We start from the raw sequence: 19,640 nt of genomic DNA on the forward strand, positions 1-19,640 counted from the left end.
GGAAACCGGGCCGCTCCGGACCTGGCGGAGGCTCCTGGCCTTGGAGGGATGGGAGTCGTGCCCACCCCTCCAAGTACCCTGCCAAGCCGCGGAGCGTGCGGTCCGGATGGTCTTCGTTGTCGGTGTTCGCGGCGTCTGGTTGTGGATGTTTCAGCGGGATCAGTGGGATCAGGAACTGGCGGCGGCTTCGGCGTCCTTGGCGCGGGCGCGCAGGGCGCGCAGCAGGCCGTCGCGGCCCTCGACCAGGGCCCGGCGCAGGGCGGGGCCGGGATCGGCCTCGGCCAGGTAGGCGTCCACCGCCTCCACCGTCGCCGGTTCGACGATCGCGGACGGGAAGAGCATCTGCGTGATCGTCTGAGCGGTGTCGAAGGTCCTCGTCCGCCAAATCTCGCCGATCTCGGTGAAGAAACGGCTCACGTACGGCCGGGTCAGCTCCTCCTGGCCGGGGATCCAGAAACCGCCCAGGGTCGCCACGAGCAGGTGGTTCGACAGCGTGTCGGAGTCGATCGCCGCTGACCAGGCGGCGGCCTTCGCCTCGGCGGTCGGGCGGGCCGAACGGGCGGTGGCGGCCCGCTTCTCGCCGGTCGCCGTCCGGTCACGGGCGAGCTCCGCCTCGATCTCCGCAAGGCCGTAGACGCCGCGCGCCACCAGCTGGATCAGCAGCGTCCAGCGCAGTTCGGTGTCCAGCACGAGGCCGTCGACGACGTCGGTGCCCTCGAAGATCGCGCGGATCCGTGCGACCTGGTCGGGCTCTTCGGCGTGGGCGAACGTGGTCGCGTGCACCAGTTGCAGGTCGCTGCCGGGCGCGGCGGCGCGCAGCAGCTCCTCGACACGGGCGGACAGCTCGCGCAGGGCCCGCGTCCGGTTCGCCGGATCCCCGTAAGTGTTGATGGTGAGCTGGGCCTTTGCCAGCAGCGACTGGACGACGCCGATGTCGTCCTCGGCTGCCACCCCGGACAGCACGAGCTTGACGTAGTCGCGCGCGGCCAGCTCCGCGTCTCGGGTCATGTCCCAGGCGGCTGCCCAGCACAGGGTGCGTGGCAGCGACTCGCGGATCGTCCCGATCGAGTCGATCAGCGTGGCCAGCGAACGGTCGTCGAGGCGAACCTTGGCGTAGGTGAGGTCGTCGTCGTTGAGCAGCACCAGGTCGGGCCGCCGGGCCCCGACGAGCTTCGGCACCTCGGTCAGCGCGCCGACCACGTCGAGTTCGACGCGCTCGCGGCGTTGCAGCGACCCGTCGGAGGCGCGGTCGTACAGGCCGATCGCCAGCCGGTGCGGCCGCAGGGTCGCGCTCGCCGTCGGCGGCGAGGACGCCGGCTCCTGCACCACGTCGAAGGTGGTGAACAGCCCCGAGGAGCCGGTCTCGAACCGGGGCCGCAGGGTGTTGGCACCGGTGGTCTCCAGCCAGTCCGCCGACCACACCGTCAGGTCACGGCCGCTGGCGTTCTCCAGCTCGTCGAGCAGGTCACGCAGGGAGGTGTTGCCGTACTCGTAGCGGCGGAAGTACGAGCGCAGGCCGGTGAGGAACTCCTCCTGGCCCACCCAGGCCACCAGCTGCTTGAGGACGGAGGCGCCCTTGGCGTAGGTGATGCCGTCGAAGTTGGTGCGCACGGCCTCCATGTCGGGGGCGTCGGCGACGATCGGGTGGGTGGAGGAGAGCTGGTCCTGCCGGTAGGCCCAGCCCTTCTCGGCGTTCGCGAACGTCGTCCAGCCGTTGGTGAACCGGGTCGAGCGCACCTGGGCGAGCACCGACATGAACGTGGCGAACGACTCGTTCAGCCACAGGTCGTCCCACCAGCGCATCGTCACCAGGTCGCCGAACCACATGTGCGCCATCTCGTGCAGGATCGTCTCGGCCCGGCGCTCCCGACGGGCCTCGGTGACCTTCGCGCGGAAGACGTAGTCCTCCAGGAAGGTCACACAGCCGGCGTTCTCCATCGCCCCGGCGTTGAACTCCGGGACGAAGAGCTGGTCGTACTTGCCGAACGGGTACCGGTAGTCGAACACCCGGTGGTAGAAGTCGAACCCGGCCCTGGTGATGGTGAAGATCTCCTCGGGGTCGAGGAACTCGGCGAGCGACCGCCGGCAGTACAGGCCGAGGTCGATCCCGTCGTGGTGGTCGCGCACCTCGTGGTAGGGGCCAGCGACCAGCGCGGTGATGTAGGTCGAGACGACCGGTGTCGGCTCGAACAGCCAGAAGGTCCGGCCCTGCCCGGCGTCGGTGGTCTCAAGATGCCGGCCGTTGGAGATACAGCGCCACTCCGACGGCGCCACCACCGACAGCTTGAAGACCGCCTTGAGGTCCGGCTGGTCGAAGCAGGCGTACATGCGGTGCGCGTCGTAGGTCTCGAACTGCGTGTACAGGTAGACGGCGGAGTCGACCGGGTCGACGAACCGGTGCAGCCCCTCACCCGTCTTCGAGTACGCGCAGTCGGCCACCACCTCCAGCTCGTTGGCCTCCCGCAGATTCGTCAGGGTGATCCGGTTGCCGTCGTGTGCCTCGGCCGGGTCCAGCGCGCGGCCGTTGAGAGTCACCGTGCGCACGGCCGGGGCGGTCAGCTCGATGAAGGTGGCGGCGCCCGGCTCAGTGCTGGTGAAATGCACCACAGTCCGTGACGCGAACGTGGTGTCACCGCTGATCAGGTCAAGATTCACCTCATATGAGGACACGTTGAGCAGCCGGGCGCGCTCACGCGCCTCGTCGCGGGTGAGGTTGTTGGCTGACACACAGGTCCTTTCGATCCAGCGGCGGTGGACGGACGATGTCCGGTTGCTCCGTGGGCTCTGCTGGCTCCAGCCCGCCGGCCCGAGTCTGTTCGGTCCGGGACGAGGCGTCGAACGTCCCGGCCTGGCGGGCCGGTCGGCGCGACGGAGAGAGCCCGACGGCTTTCCAGTCTCCCATGCCTTCCGCACTGGTCGTGCCGGCTCCACCCGGACCTGCCCGATGACGGCGCACGACTGTCCAGCTCGTCCGCTGTCGGGTTTGATACGGGGGATTCGAGCAGTGTTTGCGGAGCCGACGCCCGGCTTGTCGAGCAGGGTGGCACGGGAACGAAGGTGGCACCGCGGGGGCTGACGCCGGGGAAGGGGCACAGCGGGTGACGGGTTTGATCAGTGAGGCCACCGTGGCGGCGGACCGGGAGCTCCCGTGAAGTGGAGGATCGGTCGCGGACGCCGGGCCCGTCCGGATGATCCCGCGCCGGACACGCGGGTACCGGCCACTGAGCCCCCGCCCTCGGAAAACCCGCCCTCGGACGCTTCGGCTCCGGACGCTTCGGCTCCGGACACGTCGGCTCCGGACACGTCGGCTCCGGACGCTTCGGCTCCGCAGACGGACCCTCCGCAGGCTCCGCCCCCGGAGGTGCCTGCTGCGCAGGCAGCGACCCAGGAGACGGAGTCCGTGAACAGTCCGGGTCCGGACGCGGTGCCGTCGGACGCCGCCGCCCAGTCCAGCACTGTCCCCGCCGGCGCGGCGGCGGACGTCGCGGCGCCGGGCCCGGCCGTCCCGCCAGGCGGCCATCCCGCCCCGGCCGCGGGACCCGGCACCCCGCCACGAACGGACGCCCCGCCGGCGCCACAGGCGGACGCCCCGGCGGCGGGAACCGCCGCCCCGGCCGGAACGGGTGATCCGCACGTACCGGTATCCCTGCGGGTGGCCGCCGGATGGTCGTGGCGCCTGCTCGTCATCGGCGTGGCGATCTACATATTCATGATCGTCATCGGGCGCGTCCGCGTCGTGGTGATCCCGGTGATCGCCGGTCTGCTCGTCAGCGCCCTGATCTACCCGACGGCGATGCGGCTGCGCCGGCACGGGGTGCCCAAGCTGGTGTCGTCCTTCGTGACCGTCTTCGGCTTCCTGATTCTGGTGGCGGGCGCCGGAGTGGGCGTCGGCTTCAACGCGGCCAACGAGTTCCCGAGCCTTTCCGACCAGGTCAGCCAGGGTGTGGAGCAGGTCCGCGACTATCTGCGGGACGGCCCGCTGCACCTGTCGCAGAGCCAGTTGGACGATCTCACCAACGACATCACCAGGACGTTGGCGAACAACCGGGGACGGCTGGTCTCCGGTGTGCTCTCCGGCGCCACGGTCGCCGCGGAGGTGCTCACCGGCATCCTGCTCACCCTGTTCGCGACCTTCTTCTTCGTCCACGACGGTGACCGGATCTGGGACTGGATCGTGACCCGTTTCCCCCCTGGCACCGAGGAACGGGTCCGGGGCGCGGGGAAGGAGGCGTGGGCGACCGTCACCGGATACATCCGCGGGACGATGTTCGTCGCGCTGGTGGACGCGATCGGCATCACCATCGGCCTGCTGGTCGTCGGGGTTCCCCTGGTCGCGCCGCTGGCACTGCTGACCTTTCTCGGCGGGTTCATCCCGATCGTCGGCGCGACGGTGGCGGGCGTGGCGGCCATCCTGGTCACGCTCGTCTCCAACGGCCTGGTACCCGCGCTGGTCATCCTCGGCGTGGTGCTCGCCGTGCAGCAGATCGAAGGCCATCTGCTCCAGCCGCTGGTCATGCGGCGGGCGGTGCGGCTGCATCCGCTGGCGATCGTCGTCTCGCTGTCCGCGGGCGGGGTGCTTGCCGGCATCCCCGGAGCGGTCGCCGCCGTGCCGTTCGTGGCGGTGGTCAACAGGGTCGCGAGCTATCTCGCCCGATCCGGGAAGTAGCCACCCGCCCCTGGTGGTTGGGCCTGAGTGACCGATGAACCCGGGCCTTCCGGCGGCGCGGCACCCATGATCGTCCTGCCGGCGTGCCCGTTTCTGGTGATCAGGAGTGACTTGTGACCACACAGCCCGGGATCGAGACCGTGTCCACACGCCCGTCACCTGCCTCCGGAGCGCAACCGGGGCCTGCCGGCTCTCCCGACCCGTCCGCTCCCGCACAGGCCGGTTTCTGGTTCGACCCGAGCTGCCCGTGGGCGTGGCTGACGTCGCGCTGGGCGCTGAACGTCGAACAGGTACGGCCGGTGCGGTTCAGCTGGCACGTGATGAGCCTCGCCGTTCTCAACGAGGGCCGGGAGGACCTCCCGCAGCGGTACCGGGAGGGGATGAAGCGCGCGTGGGGGCCGGTGCGGATCAGTGCCGCCGCCGCGGCACGCCACGGTGACGAGGTGCTGCTCCCGCTGTACACGGCGCTGGGCCGGCGTCGTCACCTGGAGAAGGCGGAGTGGGACGCCGACACCTTCGCCGCCGCGCTGACCGAGGCCGGGCTGCCCACGGACCTCGTGGACGCGGCCACCTCGGACGAGTTCGACGAGGCGGTGCGGGCCAGCCACCACGACGGCATGGACCGGGTGGGCATGGACGTCGGAACCCCGGTGATCGCGGTGGGGGACACGGCTTTCTTCGGCCCGGTCGTCACCCCGTCGCCGAAGGGCGAGGCCGCCGGGCGGCTCTGGGACGGGGTGCTGCTCGTCGCCGGCACGCCCGGCTTCTACGAGCTCAAGCGCACCCGGGACCTCCCGCCCATCTTCGACTGAGCCCCCGCTCGACTGAGCGGCACCCGACCGTTCGACCGGGCGGTACGTCAACCGTTCGGCCGGGCGGTACCCGTGTTCGACCGGGCGGTGCCGGCGGTCCGGCCGGACCGCGCCGGGCGAGGCCCGATCCGGATGGGAGCCCGGCCCGATGGGTGCGTTGTCCTCCTTTTCGAGGGGAGCCGGCATGGGCAGCGCAGGGGGCGGGCATCATTTCCACCCATGCGCGTTCATCTTGGTTCCGACCACGCGGGCTTCCACCTGAAGGCCTCGTTGATCACGTGGCTGACCGAGCAGGGGCACACCCCGGTCGACCACGGGCCTGCCACCTACGACCCGGACGACGACTACCCGCCGTACGTGCTTGCCGCCGCCGTGGCGGCCGCGGGCGAGCCGGACGCCTTCGGCATTGTTCTCGGCGGCTCCGGCAACGGCGAGGTCATCTGCGCGAACAAGGTCTCCGGGGTGCGCGCGGCGCTGGTCTGGAGCACCGAGACCGCCCGGCTCGCCCGGCTGCACAACGACGCCAACGTGATCAGTCTCGGTGCCCGGCTGCACACCGTCCCCGAGGCCGTGGACTTCGTCGAGACGTTCCTGCGGACGTCGTTCAGCGCCGAACAGCGTCATGTCCGGCGGATCGGGATGATCTCTTCCTACGAGCGGACCGGTGAGGTTCCGGTGCCGTCGGCGCCGCTGGCTCCCTGACGCCGACGTTCTAACGTCGACGCTGCCCCCGGGGGGTGGTGGCCGTCGGATCCGTCCACGGGCGCCGGCGGATGACAACGCTGCGCTCGGCCTCGGCCAGGTCGTCGGGGTCGGGGCGGGCGATGTCGCGGGCTCGCATCGCCGTCCCCGGAGGCAGCCGTGACCGGCCGGCGCCGATCAGCGCGCGCAGGCCGGGATCGCCGGTGTTGCGGCGGCCGGTCTTGTCCTGCTGGCTCTGCTGACCGCTGCCGGGGTGGTCCGGAGCGGTCGGCCGCGGGCCCGGCCCGTCCGCGGCCGTGCCGCTGTCGGACCTGCCGCTGTCGGGCGTGCTGTCGCCGGACGAGACGCTGCCAGGGCCGCCTCCGGGGCCGGGCCCGTCGAACTGACGTCGTTGCGTCATCACCTGTCCCTCCCGTGGCGCCCCATGTGGGGCGCCCACCGGATCCAGGGTGCCCCGGCCCGGGCGGCCTGGCCAGGGGGACCGTTGTGTACCGTCCGCGCCGGGTGCCCCCGTCGGGCCCGCGGAAACCGGTGGATCTCACCTCCACGATACTTTCAGCGCAGATGCGTCGACGTTTGTCGGGGGAACTGGACGAATTCCTGGCGGCGGGGGTTCCCTGTTTTTGTCCGGGGTATATGTCGGGGCGCGACGGTGGGCGGGGAGGTGGCGCGCCGGGTGCGCGGGGAAACGTGATCGGGTATCGCCTCCGGCTCCCGTGACGTACCGGGAGAATCCCGTCGGCGGCCGTGCCCGCCGGAGCTGGGAAAGGCCGGGGACGGACCCGCTCGGATCGCCATTCGGCTGATCCGGTGCCGGAGGTGTCCGTGAGCAGTATCGGGAGCGGCCCGACGCCGTCGGACGGGTGCTCGCATGGGCGGAGCACCCGCTTTGCCGTGTCCGCTGAAGCGCGAGGTGCGGTGTCCGCCCGGTTGCCGGTCGTCACCACTCGGCCGGGGGTGTGCCGGCGGGGAGCGGGTATCGTCTGGTTGTCGCCTGATATTGGCGGAATATCATGGATCAGTCGAAGGATGAATGATTATGGCTTTTTCGCGTATTCGGAGGTGACGGCGGGTCCGGCTCATGCGTACCGGATGGCCGGACGTGGCCCGGGACGTCGGTCACATAGTGCGGGCCCGCGCCGAAACCGATCGAAGCTTCATGATCGCATAATGTCGAATACGAAAGCGGGCGAACGGACGATCGTCACGGCGGAAGTCGGCGGAAGTCGTCCGCCGGCCCGGCCGTCGTTGGGGGCGCAACCCCGCGGGTCGCGGCTTTCCAGGCGGTACCGTGCCCTCCCCGCCCGGGGGAGGAGCGGTCGTGGTGTGACGAACCGTGGACTGTCGGATGTGCGTCGGGGCGATGTCAGGGTGGCGGGCGAAGGAGGGGATCGTGCCTGCGGGAGGATGCCATGGGCATACGCGTGGGCGCTGCCACCGCGTGGGCGGACGGTCGCGCTCACGGGCTGGTGTCCTGACAGCGAAGCCGATGGTGATGCTACCGATTGTGAGGTTGTAGTGACGGTATTCGGATCCGGTGTCGCGGCGAATTCTCGGAGGTGTCCCAGTGAGCGCTCACACTCCGAGTGGACGCGGACCGTGACGCCGACCGCCGGAGCGGGCCGGGCGCGGGTCCGGCACCCGGCCCCCGTCATGCGCCGTCCAGGGGTTTTGGCATGCTGTCGGCCGCCGGTCGGTGCGTCGTTAGCCGCCGGACACGCATCCGGTACGGCGTCTCAAATCCTGACGGCTTGGCGATGTCGCATCGACGACACTTCGGCCGGGCATCGGGCGGCCCGAAGTACCTCGAGATCGGCAGGCGATCACAATTGCCTCCGTCGCTGCCGACCCAGCTTGGGAGTGACTCTTGGACCACGTTCCCGTCAGTATCGTCATCCCCGCCTTCAACGAGGCGCACCGGCTCCCGGAGTCGCTGCCTCGTCTCACCTCCGTGCTGGGCAGGCTCGCCGGCGCGGAAGTGATCATTGTCGATGACGGCAGTACGGACCGCACCGCCGAGGTCGCCCAGCAGCTGTTGAGCGGGTTCCCGCGATCGCATGTCGTGAAGCTCCCCTGGAACTCCGGCAAGGGCGCGGCCGTGCGGACCGGGGTCGCGATGGCCCGGGGCACGTCGATCGTGTTCATGGACGCCGACATGGCCTCGGACGTGAACGATCTCCCGTTGCTGCTCGCAGCCCTGCAGGACGCCGAGGTGGCGCTGGGATCACGCCGCATCGGCGGCAGCACGGTCCGCTCGAACGGCCGGCGGATGGGCAGCTGGGCGTTCAACCAGATCACCCGCACGTTCACGGCGCTGGACGTCGCCGACACCCAGTGCGGCTTCAAGGCGTTCCGCCACGCCGAGGCGAAACTGCTGTTCAGCCTGGCCAGGTCGACCGGCTTCGGGTTCGACGTCGAGGTCCTCTCACTGGCGCGGTCGATGGGCTACCGGATCACGGAGGTGCCCGTCCGCTGGTCGGAGATGGCCGGTGGGACGTTCCGGGTGAGCCGGCACACCCCGGCGATGCTGGTCGACGTGCTGCGGGCCAGGCGCTACCACCGACGGCGGGCCGCGGTCACGTCCGCGCCGCTGGGCCTGCGCCCCGTCGAGGCACAGCCGTCGGTCGTTCTCCAGCCGGTGCCCACGCCGCTGGCGGTCGTCCGGCGCCCCAGCGTGAGCACGGCCCCGGCGGCCACGGACGACACGCAGCCGTCACAGGCCCCGGTCGCCCGGGTGATCAGTATGGGTACCGGCGCCCTGGTGGCCGGCGGCGCTCCGGCGGAGATGCCCACTTCACCGGCCATTCTCCCGGTTGGCCGGGACGCCAGCCGGCTCCCGGCGAACCGGGAGGGCCGCCAGCCGGCTCCCCGCGAGGTCGTCTGAAGGCAGCTGAAGGCATCGTCGCGGGCGGGCCGCCACCTGGGCCCCGGGCCGAAGCGGTACGGACCGCTCACGTCGGCCCGTCCTGGTGGACGACGCGAGCGGCGCCGCGGAGCGCTCGGCCTCGGTGTCGGATGACGAGCGGCGGCACCGCTGGCGCTGCCGCCGGGCTCGGCCAGCACGGCGGGCGGCTTCGGCTTCGGTGTCGGATGACCGGATGAGGCCGGATGGGGGTGGCCTCGTGGCGCGCGGCGGCGAAGCGCGCGGACCGGTGTCGGCGCCGCAGCGGGTGGAGCGGTGTTTCTGGGCCGGACGGCGCTCCGTCCTGACCTGACCCGCCCTGGTCCGGCACTCCTGGCCCCACCATCGCGTCCGGTGCCTCATCCGACCGTTTCGTTGTTTTTTCGTTGTTCTTGTTGTCGGCCCGGGCGCCGTCGATGGGCGGCAGGGCGCCTCGTGCTGAATCTTCGTACTGAACCCGCGCCGTCCATGGGGTAAAAAATCGTTCAAGTACTATTCTGCAGATGATTGTTCTCGCGGCTTCTCGTCTCGACATCTCGGCGTTTCGACTCGATACCCATTCGGCTTCCGCCGGCGATGTCCGTGGTCGTCTCGGCGCTGCGGTCACCGATGGGCATTCGCCGGTAATCACTGGTAACCGGAGCGAATCCGGCGACAGAAGAGGTCTTCACCACTGTTTCCGACTGGATCACATCAATGGTCCCGGCGAGTCGGAAACTGGGCTGCGTGGGGATCTGTCGTGGGGACATTCGCCGCTGCACCGTTCTCCTGACCGGGATGGACGGGCAGGAAGAAGGAGGATGTGAACATCGACCCCCACGAAATGTGGCGATCCGCGTTGCTCCCGGGACCGTCCGCGCCCGTGGTCCCCGCCCCGCGAACCGGATCGTCCGTAGCGCCGGTGTCGGCCGGCCTGGTCCGAGCAGGCTCCCGCCGGAGCGGCTCCGTCCAGAACCGTTCCGGGACGACCGCTCCCGGCCGCACCGGAGCTGGTCCGGACGAAACCGGTCGGCCTGTTCCCAAGCGTGCCCGGCCGGTCCGGGAACGCCGCTTTTCGGTACTGGAAGATCTGATCGTCGCCTCTGACCGCAGGACCGCGCCGATCTCGGTCGGGATGATCGCTCGTACCCGCGAGATCATCGATTCGTTCATCCTGCGGGACGCGGTGATCGATGTCCTGCTGCGTCACCCGATGGCCCGGGCACGCATGCGCACGGGATTGTCCGGCCGGCGGTGGTGGTTCCCGCACAGCCCGGACGACGTGCTGACAGTGGCAAAAGGTGATGGTGACGATGACGTGTGGGAGAAGTTCGCGGAGATCTGCTCGCATCCGTTCGACCTGACCGCATCCTGCCCGCTGCGGGTCCTGCACGTGCGGCTGCCCGCCGGCGACGCGGTCGCCGTTGCCGCGCATCATGCCGCCCTGGACGGGATGAGCGTGGCGATGCTGCTGCGCGCGATCCTTCAGCGCTGCCCCAGCACCGCTTTCCGGGCGCTGGCCGGCGTGCCCACCGAGCCGGCGTGGCTGGCTGAGGCCACCGGCGCGCGTGCGTCCGAGCTGTCTGGCCAGGCGGTGCCGGGCCTGCACGCGGTGCCCGTCCGGCCGGCACAGGTCCGCGCGGTGCGCCGGCTCGTCCTCGGGCTGCCGGTGCCGCGGCTGCCCAGCCGAGTCGCCCCGTCACCGGGGAGCCGGCCGGGCAGCCGCACGCGTTCCGCGCGGGCTCATCCCGGCCGGGCGACGGATGATCGTCACAGTTCCGCCTACGGGGTGTACTGCGAGACCGTCCCGGTCCCGAGATCCGTCCGGACGTCGGTGGCGGGCGCCCCGGCCACGGTGAACGATCTCCTGCTGGCCGCCGCGAAGGTAGCCGTCCAGCGGTGGAACACCGCGGCCGGGCAGCCCACCATGACGGTGCGGGTACGCATGCCGATCAGCCAGCGCGCCCCGGGTGGTACGGACGCCATCGGGAACCACACCGGCGAGGTTCTGATCGTGACGACACCACGGGACCGCCAGGATCCCGCCACCGCGCTTGCCGCGGTACGCCGGCAGACCGCAGCGGGCAAGGCGGTGGGCAAGGCAGCGGGCAGGACGGTCGGGGCGCGGCCGGTCACCGGCGGCAGGATCGGCGGTGTCGCCTGGCTGCCCGGCCCGGCCCGTCACGCGCTGCTACGGCTGGCTGTGATCACGGCGCGACCGTTGCTGATGCCGACGATCACCGTGACCAACCTGGGCCGGCTCGCCGACCCGTCGGCGTCGGGCACGTCCGGGCCGGACGTCGCCTCACTGCACTTCGCGGCGTTCGCCGGGCTGCCACAGGGACTGGTGATAGCCGCCGCCGGCTACCGTCGCGATCTCGGCCTGACCTTCTGCTACCACCGTGACCTGTTCGACCGAGCCGCTGTACGTCGCTTCGCGCGGGTGTACCGGACAGCCCTGGACGAACTGACCGGCCTCCCACCCTCAGAGACAGCCGCCCAGTCTGCCGCGGTCGGGTGACACGGACACCGTCCGCAGTGCTGCCCGGCAGCGGGCGCCACTGGCCGGAAGAGGAGACAGTAGGTGGTTTCGGTTGCTATCGCAGCGGTTCCCACCTACGGGTTCCACGTCCGTAGGTGGGAACCGCTGCTAGCACGACGGTTTTCACCTACAGCTCGGGGAAGCGTCTGCCAGAGACGTCTGCCAGAGAGGCATCAGCCTACTTTGGTGATCATGGGTGTGATGGTGGTTCCGCTGGTGGGCTGCGGGTCGGGCAGGGCACAGCGGGTGGCTGCGATCAACAGATCCTCGCCGGTGGCGGCCCGTGCCTCGATCTGACCGGTCACGCCGGCTCGGGTGAGCGCGGCGCGGGCGTCGGCGGGGGAGGCCCCGTAGAGGACCGCGACCGCCCGGCCGGCAGCGGCCTGCCCGCCCAGTCGGTCGGGCACGGCGTCGTCCCCGGTCAGGCGGTACACCAGGTCAGTGCGGCGCAGGGTCGGCAGCGGCCGAGTGGGCGCCAGCGGGAACTCCGCGCGGGTCACGACGTCGTCCGCGCGGCGTGACCCGCGTCGGCGCCCGGCCGAGGCAGGCCCGCTCAGGGACGCAGATTCGTCCAGCGGGCTCCCGCCCCGCGGCCGCCGGCCCGGCAGCCGCCGCCAGCCTGGCAGCGGCCCGCCCGGTGTGCTTCCGCCCGGTGCGCTTCCAGCCGGTGCGTTCCCACCCGGTGGCTGTCCGCCGAGCGGGCCACGGCCCGAGCGCCTCCCGCGGCCCCGGGCCGCCGCCAGCCGGTCCATCTCGGCGGTCACCACCCGGGCGAGCAGTTCGGCGGTGGCGTCCCAGGTGAAGCCCGCGGCCCACGCCCGCGCCCGGGAACGCCAGCGCGCCGCCACGGCCGGGTCCGCCAGCGTGGACAGGGCCGCGTCGATCGTCGCCGTGAGCGGGCCGGGCTCGTCCACCAGCCAGCCGGTGTGCCCGTCGCGGACGGCGTCACGTAGCCCGGGGACGCGGAAGGCGACCGCCGGCACGCCGTGGGCGTTGGCCTCCAGCACCGACAGGCCCCAGCCCTCCCCGTGGGAGGGGTTGACCGTCAGCCAGGCCGTCGACAGCAGCCGGTCCCGCTCGGCCGCGTCGACATACCCGTGCCAGTGCAGGACCTCCTCGCCGACGCCCCGCTCGTGGGCGTGCTGCAGCAGCCGGTCGCGGTCGGGTCCGTCCCCGACCATCTCCACGACCAGGCCGGGATGGGACGCGCGCAGCGCGGGCAGCGCGTCGATGAGCAGGTGCAGCCGCTTGTGCGGGACCAGCCGCCCGACACAGACGATGGTCGGCCGGTCGGCGGGGCGGGGCGACGCGGGCCGGGCCGGGCCGGGCAGCGGGCTGTCGGCGCCGCCGGGCACGATGAAGCGGGGCCCGGCCAGCTTCAGCACGTCCCGGGCCTCGTCCCGGGTGGACGGTGACACCACCGCCACCGGGCGCCGCCCGTACACCCAGCGGCTTCCCGGCGTCTCCAGCAGCTGTCCGATCCGGGCCACCGGCGCCGGGAAGTAGAGCGGGAACTGCCGCTGGTGGACGTGGTGGAGGACCTGGATCACCGCGGTGCTGGCGGGCAGCACCAAGGGGCTGAAGAACGGGATGCCGTTCTGGCAGTCCACCACCGCGTCGACGCCGCGGCGGTCGCGCAGCAGCTGGGCGAGGACGGCCGGATACACTCCGAACGTGCCGCCGCGGCGGTGGATCTCGACGCCGCGGACGGTGGCCGACCGGGTCTGGCCGGCCGGGCGGGCGGTGAGCAGGCTCACTCGGGCGCCGGCCGCGGCGAAGCGCTCGGCCACCGACTGGCAGTAGAGTTCAGCACCACCGGCCTGCGGGTGGTCAAGATCACGCCAGTTGAGGAACACCACACGACGGCCGGCGAGCGCGTCGATCCGCCTGCTCAGACTGCCTGCGGGCGCTGCGGTCACGGGCACTGGCGCACTCCTTTCAGTGGACGGCTGTCGTCAACCTTCTGACGCCGGTGGCGCGGTCCTCGCCCCAGCCCGCGACGATGGTGTCAGATCGCGGGGACCGGACGTCGATGGGGCGCGAGCGGTGGCTTACCGTGGATCAGCGATGCCCGGCAAAGGGCGGCAAAATGGACCCGCTACCGCAAGCGGGGCCGGGCGGGAGGAGATGGGTGACGAACGTCGGACGCGCGGCGCTCGCGCGAGCTCTCCAGGGGCCTGGGGCGCTCGCGGTCGCCGGGGTCGCCATCAATGGCGGCAACCTGCTGGCCAACCTGGTGTTCGCACGGGCGCTCGACGCCGTCAACTACGGCGCGCTGGTCGTCCAGACCGGAATCTTCCTGATCCTGTCGATGGGCGGTTCCGCTCTGCAGATCGCCGTGGTGCAGCGGGACACCTCCGCACCCGGCCACACCCGGCATCAGCGGGGGTTCTGGATCCGCCGGCTGCGCGGTGTCTGCGCGGTCGGAGTGGCCGTCGCCTGCGTCCTCGGCCTGCTGGCCGCCAGGCCCACGGCGGCGGTGCTGTCCTACCCGCACCCGCTGGCGATCGCGGAGGCGGTCGTGGCCGCGGGGGTGTGGGTGTCGCTGTCGGTCGAGCGCGGCCTGTTGCAGGCCCGCCGCGCCTATCAGGACCTGGCCCGCAACTTCGTCCTGGAGGGCGTGGCCCGGATCACCGTCACCGTCGGTCTGGTGTTCGCGGGGCTGGGCGTCAACGGCGCGGGCCTCGGTCTGATCGTCGGTGTTGCGCTCGCGACCGAGCACGCTCGTCGACGCACCGCACGAACATCACGTAAAGTAACAGATGTTCGACATTCGATCACATACGGTGGCGATGGGCCGGAACGGATCGGCTCCACCGGGCCGATCATCCTGCCGCCCGTCCCGACGGTGCGGACCAGGCACGCCCTGCGGCGTGACACGACAACCGCGCTCGCCGCGCTCGTGCCGCTGGCCATGCTGCAGAACATGGACGTGGTCATCGTCGGCTGGCTCAACCCCGACTCGGTCGGGGCGTACGCCGCCATCGCCACGGCCTGCAAGGTACCGGTGTTCATCGGGCTGGCCGTGGCGGGCTTCCTGCTGCCGGAGGCGGCCCGCCGCCGGCAGCAGGAAGCCCGCCACGGCGGCGCTGCTGGTGGCGGTCGGCTGGGTGGTCGCCCCCGGGCTGCTGCTGGTGGCGGTCGGCGCGGTGGCCGCCCGGTTCCTGCTGTCGGAGGTCTTCGGCCCGAAGCTGACCGCGGGCGCGCCCGCGCTGTGGGTGCTGGCGCTTGCCATGACCTGCCTGGCCGTGACGCTGCTGTTCACCAACTACCTGCTGGGCGCGGGCCGCCGCGGCGTGGTGGGTGTGCTCGCGGCCGGAACCATGCTCACGGGCGGTGGTCTGATCATGGCCGGCGGGGATCTGGTCGCCACCGCGGCGATGGCGCTCGTCTGCCAGGCCGTGACCGCCCTGCTGGCCGGCCTCATGGTGGTGCGGGCGCACTCGCCCGTCGTGCTGGCGACGGCCGCGGGCACACCGCCGGGGCAGGCGGCCGAGCCGTGGGCGCGGGCACGGCTGGGCAGGCGACCCGGCGGGTGGGAACAGGCTGTCGGCCGGCGGTCGGGCAGATGGCCCCGCCGTGGCCCCGCCGATCTGGTGGGAGGGCGTGACAGGGGGCCCGTCCGCGAGCCGGAGGCCCTCATCCTCAGCCGCGCCGAGTAGCTGCTAGTGATTATTCAATGACTGATATGTGATCGCTGGACGCGCCGCCGGACGGGGAGCCGGTGCCGTCAGACCTGCCGAAATGGTTTCAGACCGCACTGAAACGGTCCCAAACCGAAAGGTAGGTCACCCGACCGGTTTTCCGATCCTGACGAACCGGGGCCATGTGGTCATCGGACACTGGGAGGCATGGGTCGGGATTCCACAGCGGGGGGGCACACGCCGACACCCGGTGACGTATCCCCCCGCGCCGGCGACCGGCCTGACCAGCCGGCGAGCCGGGGCGAACCGACGGTCTCGCCCCGGGAGTGGATCCCGCTCCGCTCCCGGCGTCGTCCGGCTAGCCCGGTCAGCCCAGCCAATCCGGTCAGCCCGGTCAATCCGGTCGACTCAGCCGATCCGGTGGAGTACGGACCGTCCGTCCCGGTGGCCGTTCCCCCCGCTGCTTCCGCGCCGGCGTCCGCGACCCCCGCGCCGGTCACCGCCCCCCCTGTCCTCGCGGCATCCCACGGCGTCCACGCGACCCGACAGGAGCAGCAGGAGCAGCAGGAATGCGGGGAGTGCCAGGAACGCGCGGATACGTGCGCATGCCCGGAACAGTCGCGGGCGTGGCGGCGGGGCGTGACCCGTCGCTGGATGGTGGCCGGCGCGACCACGGCTGGGCTGGGCGCGCTCGCCGGCACGGCCAGGCTGCTGTTCGGCACGGAGCGTATTTACGATCATGGCGATACCGCCGACATGGGCGCGCTCGCGCTGTTCGGCGCGCCCGGCAGCTTCGGTGACCTCGACAGCTTCCACGACGACGCCGAGGGCGCCCGGATCGTCACGGTGGACGTGCCCGGCTGGGGTTTCGGCCCTGGCCAGGCCGCCTACATGTCGACCGTCACCTCCGACGGGACCGTTTTCACCGCGACCACGCCGTTCTCGGACAACCAGGCCCAGCCCACCGGGACGGGGATGGAGATCGCGGTGTTCGAGCCCGGCCCGATGCGTTTCACCCGGCTGGTCGTGCCGTCGACCACCGGGCGGACACATCTGCCCCGGGCCGACGCGGGGTTCCGCGGCGTCGGCGGCGCCGATGTCGCCGACGTGATCGTGACCGGTTCGGGCCCGGACGAGCGGGTGATGTTCGTCTCGGCCGTGTCGTACTTCGGCTGGGACACGGCGGTGTACGGGGAACTGCCGGCGCTCGGGCAGATCCGTCGTCCCGCTCCCGGCCAGCCCTGGAGTTACGATCCGACGCGGTCGTGGACGACCGACCAGCTCGCGGCGACCGCGCTGCCGGGGGTGGCCGCGAGTGCCTTTCCGCACGAAGGCCGCGGGGAGCAGCGGTGGTCGCGCGGCCCGGCCGCGATCGCCCGGTTGCCGGCCAGCGGCCACCTGGTGATCGCACAGTACTTCGGGTCCTCGACCCTGGGCACCGACCAGGGGGCGCTGCTGGTCGTGGACACCGCGGGCCGGGTACGCGCGTCCTGGCAGTACCCGGAGGTCCAGGTCTTCGGCGTACCGGTGGTGGTCAACCCCCGGGAGGTCGTCACCGACCCCACGTCCACGGCCGGCGACGAGCGTTTCGTGCTGATCAGTGACTGCCGGACCGCCGACCACCAGGTGGTCTCCTTCCCGATCCAGGAGTTCTCCTACTCGGCGGGCGGCGCGGGACAGGGGAGCGGGACGATCACTCCCTGTAGCGCCGCGGTACGGGCCGCTGTGGACGGCTCCCGTATGGAGACCGCGTGCTTCGACGACAACGGCACCCTGTACGTCGCCCGCACCCGCCCGGACGGGCTGCGCGCGGCGACGCTCGCGGTCTATCCGAAGATCGACGGTGACCGTGGCCTGGTCACCCGCGCCCCGGCGACCGACGGCTGGCCGTGGCGCGGCTGGGGGGTGGCGAACCCACCGGAGTATTTCGTGGCGGGCACCGATTCGGGCGGCCTGGTCCGCAGCATCGTGTTCGACCCGGCCAGCGGGGCGGTCGTGCTGGCCGGCCTCGACGGCACGTTGCGGGCCGTCCGCCCGTCCGGGCGGGGCAGGCGGATGACGTTCACGGTCGGTCAGCCGATCGACATCGGGCTGGGCCGTCTGCGCGGGCCGTCCAACCGCTATGTCGGCCTGCGGCGCGGTGCCGTCGACGCGCGACGCCGGGTGATGTGGCTGCCGGTCAACCAGTTGGTCCTGGACGCCATCGCGTGGCCGTACCCGCCGTTCAAACTCGACCAGTGGCTGATGCGGGTCAGGACGTCACGTCGCGGCGCGCGAACAGCACCAGGGCGGCCGCGACCGCGGCGGCGCAGAAGACCAGAATGCGCAGGCCGGCTGCTTCGTAGGCGATCCGGTATCCCTGTGCACCCGAGGCCAGGGTGTCCATGAGCCGGGCGGGCAGCCAACTCTCGGCCGGGCTGAAGATCCGTGACACCAGCATCTCCAGCGGCAGCGCGTAGGCGACCGCGACCGACACCGCGGCGGCGGGGGAGCGGAAGACGACCCCTGCGAGCAGCCCCAGGGTCGCGTATCCCAGGGACGAGGCCAGCACGTTCAGGTAGCCCTTACCGATCTCCGTCAGGCCGGCGAGGCTGTGCCAGGCAGCGGTGTCCACCCCCCGGATCGGAGCTATGGCGAACGACGCGGCCGCGGCCACAACGGTGGCCGCGGCGATCATCGTCATTATGAACGTCACCAGGGCCAGGCACTTGCCCGTCAGCAGACGGAGCCGATGCGGCTGGGCCATGAGCTGGTTACGCAGGGTTCCCTGGGTGTAGTCGGCGCCGATGACAGCGGCGGTGACGGCGAGCCCGACCACGCCGAGCAGGATGCTGACGGCTTCCAGCCCCTGCATGACCCCGTCCGGACGGGACATGGCGGTCGCGGTGACGGGCACCCCGTCGTAGTCGCGACGTCCGATCGAGAGCATGGTCAGTATCGCGCCGAGCGCGGCCACCGAGACGACGGCCGCCAACGTGCCGAAGAAGAAACGCGAGCGGCCGAGCTTGATCCATTCGGCCCGCAGTGCCGCGGTCATGAGTTCCCTCCAGCGGCGGTCGATGCGGTGGCCCTGGCGGTGAGCAGGTCAGCCGGGGCGTCCGGAGATTTCGTCGGGACGTCCGGAGAGCTGCGACTGCGGGGGATCAGGTCCCCGTCGACTCCCCCCGTCGCGACCAGGAACGTCTCCTCCAGAGTGGGCCGGCACGCGCGCAGCGCCCGCAGCGCGATACCGGCGCTCATGGCGATCCTGTTCAGGTTCGCCGCCGAGCCCTCCGGGGCGTGCACGCTGACCGAGCCGTCCGGCGAGCGCTCGGGTGGATCGACCCGTAGACCGTGGTCACCCAGCAGGGCGGCCAGCCGTGCCGCGTCACAGGGGTACTCGGGAGTCAGGACGAGCCGTGGGTCCTCGGCGGCGAGCAGTTCGGTCACATGGCCCTGGAACAGCAGCCGCCCGTCTCTGATCATCACCAGGTGGTCGCAGATCTGTTCGACCTCCGACAGCAGGTGGCTGGACACGAAGACTGTCATGCGTCCTCCGGCCAGGTCCTTGAGCAGGCAGCGGATCTCGCGGATGCCCGCCGGGTCGAGCCCGTTGGTCGGTTCGTCGAGCACCAGCAGATCGGGACGCGGCAACAGGGCCGCGGCGATCCCCAGCCGCTGTTTCATGCCGAGGGAGTAGGAGGCGAACCGGTCGTCGGCCCGGCTGGCGAGGCCGACCATGGACAGCGTCTCGGCAACGCGCTCCGGGCCCAGCCTGCGCAGCCGCGCCAGCATGCGCAGGTTGGCCCGCCCGGTCAGGCCAGGGTGGAAAGTCGGACCTTCGATCATGGCTCCGACCCTGGACAGATACTCGGCGGGCCGCTCGATCGGATGCCCGAGCACGAAACCGTGTCCCGCGCTGGGCTTGATCAGCCCGAGGAGCATCCGCAGGGTGGTTGTCTTGCCGGCACCGTTCGGCCCGACGAATCCGGACAGCGCTCCCATTGGGACGTGGATGTCGATCCTGTCCACCGAGCGCCGGGTGCCGTAGCACCGGGTGAGCCCTTGGCTCCAGATGGCGGCGTCAGCCGGGGGGCGGGGCAGATCGGTGCGGGCCTGGCGTCGTGATCCCCGTCGTGTCCGCGGCGGTCTCGCCGGAGTCTCCGCCGTCATTACGTGGTTGCCTCCTCAGGTCCTTGGCGTCCGGCCCGGGTGGGGGCGGCTGCCTGGCCGGGCTGGCGTTGATGGAGATTGATGGAACAGAGCGTAACGGATGGAAACGAGTTGTGCTTAACGACGATCGCTCGTTTCTTACGGTAGCAAAAAATGTGATCGATATCACTTATCGTAACTAGCGACAGGTAGGGGAGGCCTCTGTCGTAGCGGTGCCGCTACGGTCCCGTGCTTCTGTGTT

The 19,640-nt window shown here is 71.3% G+C and carries 12 protein-coding genes and 1 pseudogene; 7 read left to right on the forward strand and 6 right to left on the reverse strand.

All coding sequences use genetic code 11. From position 1 onward, the window contains the following. Positions 1 to 168: 168 nt before the first annotated feature. The gene (pepN, locus tag FSYMDG_RS07315) at positions 169 to 2,727 is read right to left on the reverse strand and encodes an aminopeptidase N (RefSeq protein ID WP_013872922.1); all 2,559 of its coding nucleotides are present in this window, start codon (positions 2,725 to 2,727) and stop codon (positions 169 to 171) included. A 673-nt stretch (positions 2,728 to 3,400) separates the two neighbouring features. On the opposite strand from pepN, the gene FSYMDG_RS07320 reads away from it, so the two are divergent. The 3 genes from FSYMDG_RS07320 (at position 3,401) to FSYMDG_RS07330 (ending at position 6,180) form a co-directional block, all read left to right on the forward strand. After that, a complete protein-coding gene (locus FSYMDG_RS07320) occupies positions 3,401 to 4,666 on the forward strand; it encodes an AI-2E family transporter (RefSeq protein WP_013872923.1) in 1,266 nt (421 codons plus the stop codon). 113 nt (positions 4,667 to 4,779) lie between these two features. Further along, positions 4,780 to 5,478, forward strand: coding sequence for a mycothiol-dependent nitroreductase Rv2466c family protein (locus tag FSYMDG_RS07325; protein WP_013872924.1), 699 nt, complete (start codon positions 4,780 to 4,782; stop codon positions 5,476 to 5,478). 219 nt (positions 5,479 to 5,697) lie between these two features. Beyond that, positions 5,698 to 6,180, forward strand: a complete 483-nt coding sequence (locus tag FSYMDG_RS07330; protein WP_013872925.1) for a ribose-5-phosphate isomerase — start codon at positions 5,698 to 5,700, stop codon at positions 6,178 to 6,180. A 10-nt stretch (positions 6,181 to 6,190) separates the two neighbouring features. Here FSYMDG_RS07330 and FSYMDG_RS22875 read toward each other — a convergent pair whose 3' ends face one another. Then, positions 6,191 to 6,580, reverse strand: coding sequence for a hypothetical protein (locus FSYMDG_RS22875; protein ID WP_013872926.1), 390 nt, complete (start codon positions 6,578 to 6,580; stop codon positions 6,191 to 6,193). A gap of 1,467 nt (positions 6,581 to 8,047) precedes the next feature. On the opposite strand from FSYMDG_RS22875, the gene FSYMDG_RS07340 reads away from it, so the two are divergent. Both FSYMDG_RS07340 and FSYMDG_RS07345 read left to right on the forward strand, forming a co-directional pair. Continuing rightward, on the forward strand, positions 8,048 to 9,064 hold the full coding sequence (locus FSYMDG_RS07340; protein ID WP_013872927.1) for a dolichyl-phosphate beta-glucosyltransferase: 1,017 nt from the start codon (positions 8,048 to 8,050) through the stop codon (positions 9,062 to 9,064). Positions 9,065 to 10,196: 1,132 nt separating this feature from the next. Next, entirely contained in the window at positions 10,197 to 11,582 is a 1,386-nt protein-coding gene (locus FSYMDG_RS07345) for a hypothetical protein (protein ID WP_131773901.1), read from the forward strand. Positions 11,583 to 11,776: 194 nt separating this feature from the next. On the opposite strand, the gene FSYMDG_RS07350 is transcribed toward FSYMDG_RS07345, so the two are convergent. Together FSYMDG_RS07350 and FSYMDG_RS28105 are read right to left on the reverse strand one after the other, a co-directional pair. Next, positions 11,777 to 13,528 carry a glycosyltransferase family 4 protein gene (locus FSYMDG_RS07350; protein WP_013872930.1) on the reverse strand — a complete coding sequence of 584 codons (1,752 nt, stop codon included), beginning with the start codon at positions 13,526 to 13,528 and terminating at the stop codon, positions 11,777 to 11,779. Positions 13,529 to 13,701: 173 nt separating this feature from the next. Next, positions 13,702 to 14,325 carry a hypothetical protein gene (locus tag FSYMDG_RS28105; protein ID WP_131773902.1) on the reverse strand — a complete coding sequence of 208 codons (624 nt, stop codon included), beginning with the start codon at positions 14,323 to 14,325 and terminating at the stop codon, positions 13,702 to 13,704. Between the two features lie 388 nt (positions 14,326 to 14,713). On the opposite strand from FSYMDG_RS28105, the gene FSYMDG_RS28110 reads away from it, so the two are divergent. Both FSYMDG_RS28110 and FSYMDG_RS28115 read left to right on the forward strand, forming a co-directional pair. After that, positions 14,714 to 15,265, forward strand: coding sequence for a hypothetical protein (locus FSYMDG_RS28110; RefSeq protein ID WP_131773903.1), 552 nt, complete (start codon positions 14,714 to 14,716; stop codon positions 15,263 to 15,265). A 189-nt stretch (positions 15,266 to 15,454) separates the two neighbouring features. Continuing rightward, on the forward strand, positions 15,455 to 17,635 hold the full coding sequence (locus tag FSYMDG_RS28115) for a hypothetical protein (RefSeq protein WP_013872931.1): 2,181 nt from the start codon (positions 15,455 to 15,457) through the stop codon (positions 17,633 to 17,635). Here the strand turns inward: FSYMDG_RS28115 and FSYMDG_RS24185 are convergent. Next, positions 17,571 to 18,284, reverse strand: a pseudogene (locus tag FSYMDG_RS24185) (ABC transporter permease subunit); the annotation flags it as partial. The gene FSYMDG_RS28115 and the pseudogene FSYMDG_RS24185 overlap by 65 nt on opposite strands. Beyond that, positions 18,281 to 19,258 (reverse strand): ATP-binding cassette domain-containing protein, encoded by a 978-nt coding sequence (locus FSYMDG_RS07365; protein WP_349304123.1) that lies wholly within the window; start codon positions 19,256 to 19,258, stop codon positions 18,281 to 18,283. The gene FSYMDG_RS07365 and the pseudogene FSYMDG_RS24185, both read right to left, overlap by 4 nt. Between the last annotated feature and the right edge of the window lie 382 nt (positions 19,259 to 19,640).

Source organism: Candidatus Protofrankia datiscae (assembly GCF_000177615.2).
Lineage (GTDB): Bacteria > Actinomycetota > Actinomycetes > Frankiales > Frankiaceae > Protofrankia > Protofrankia coriariae.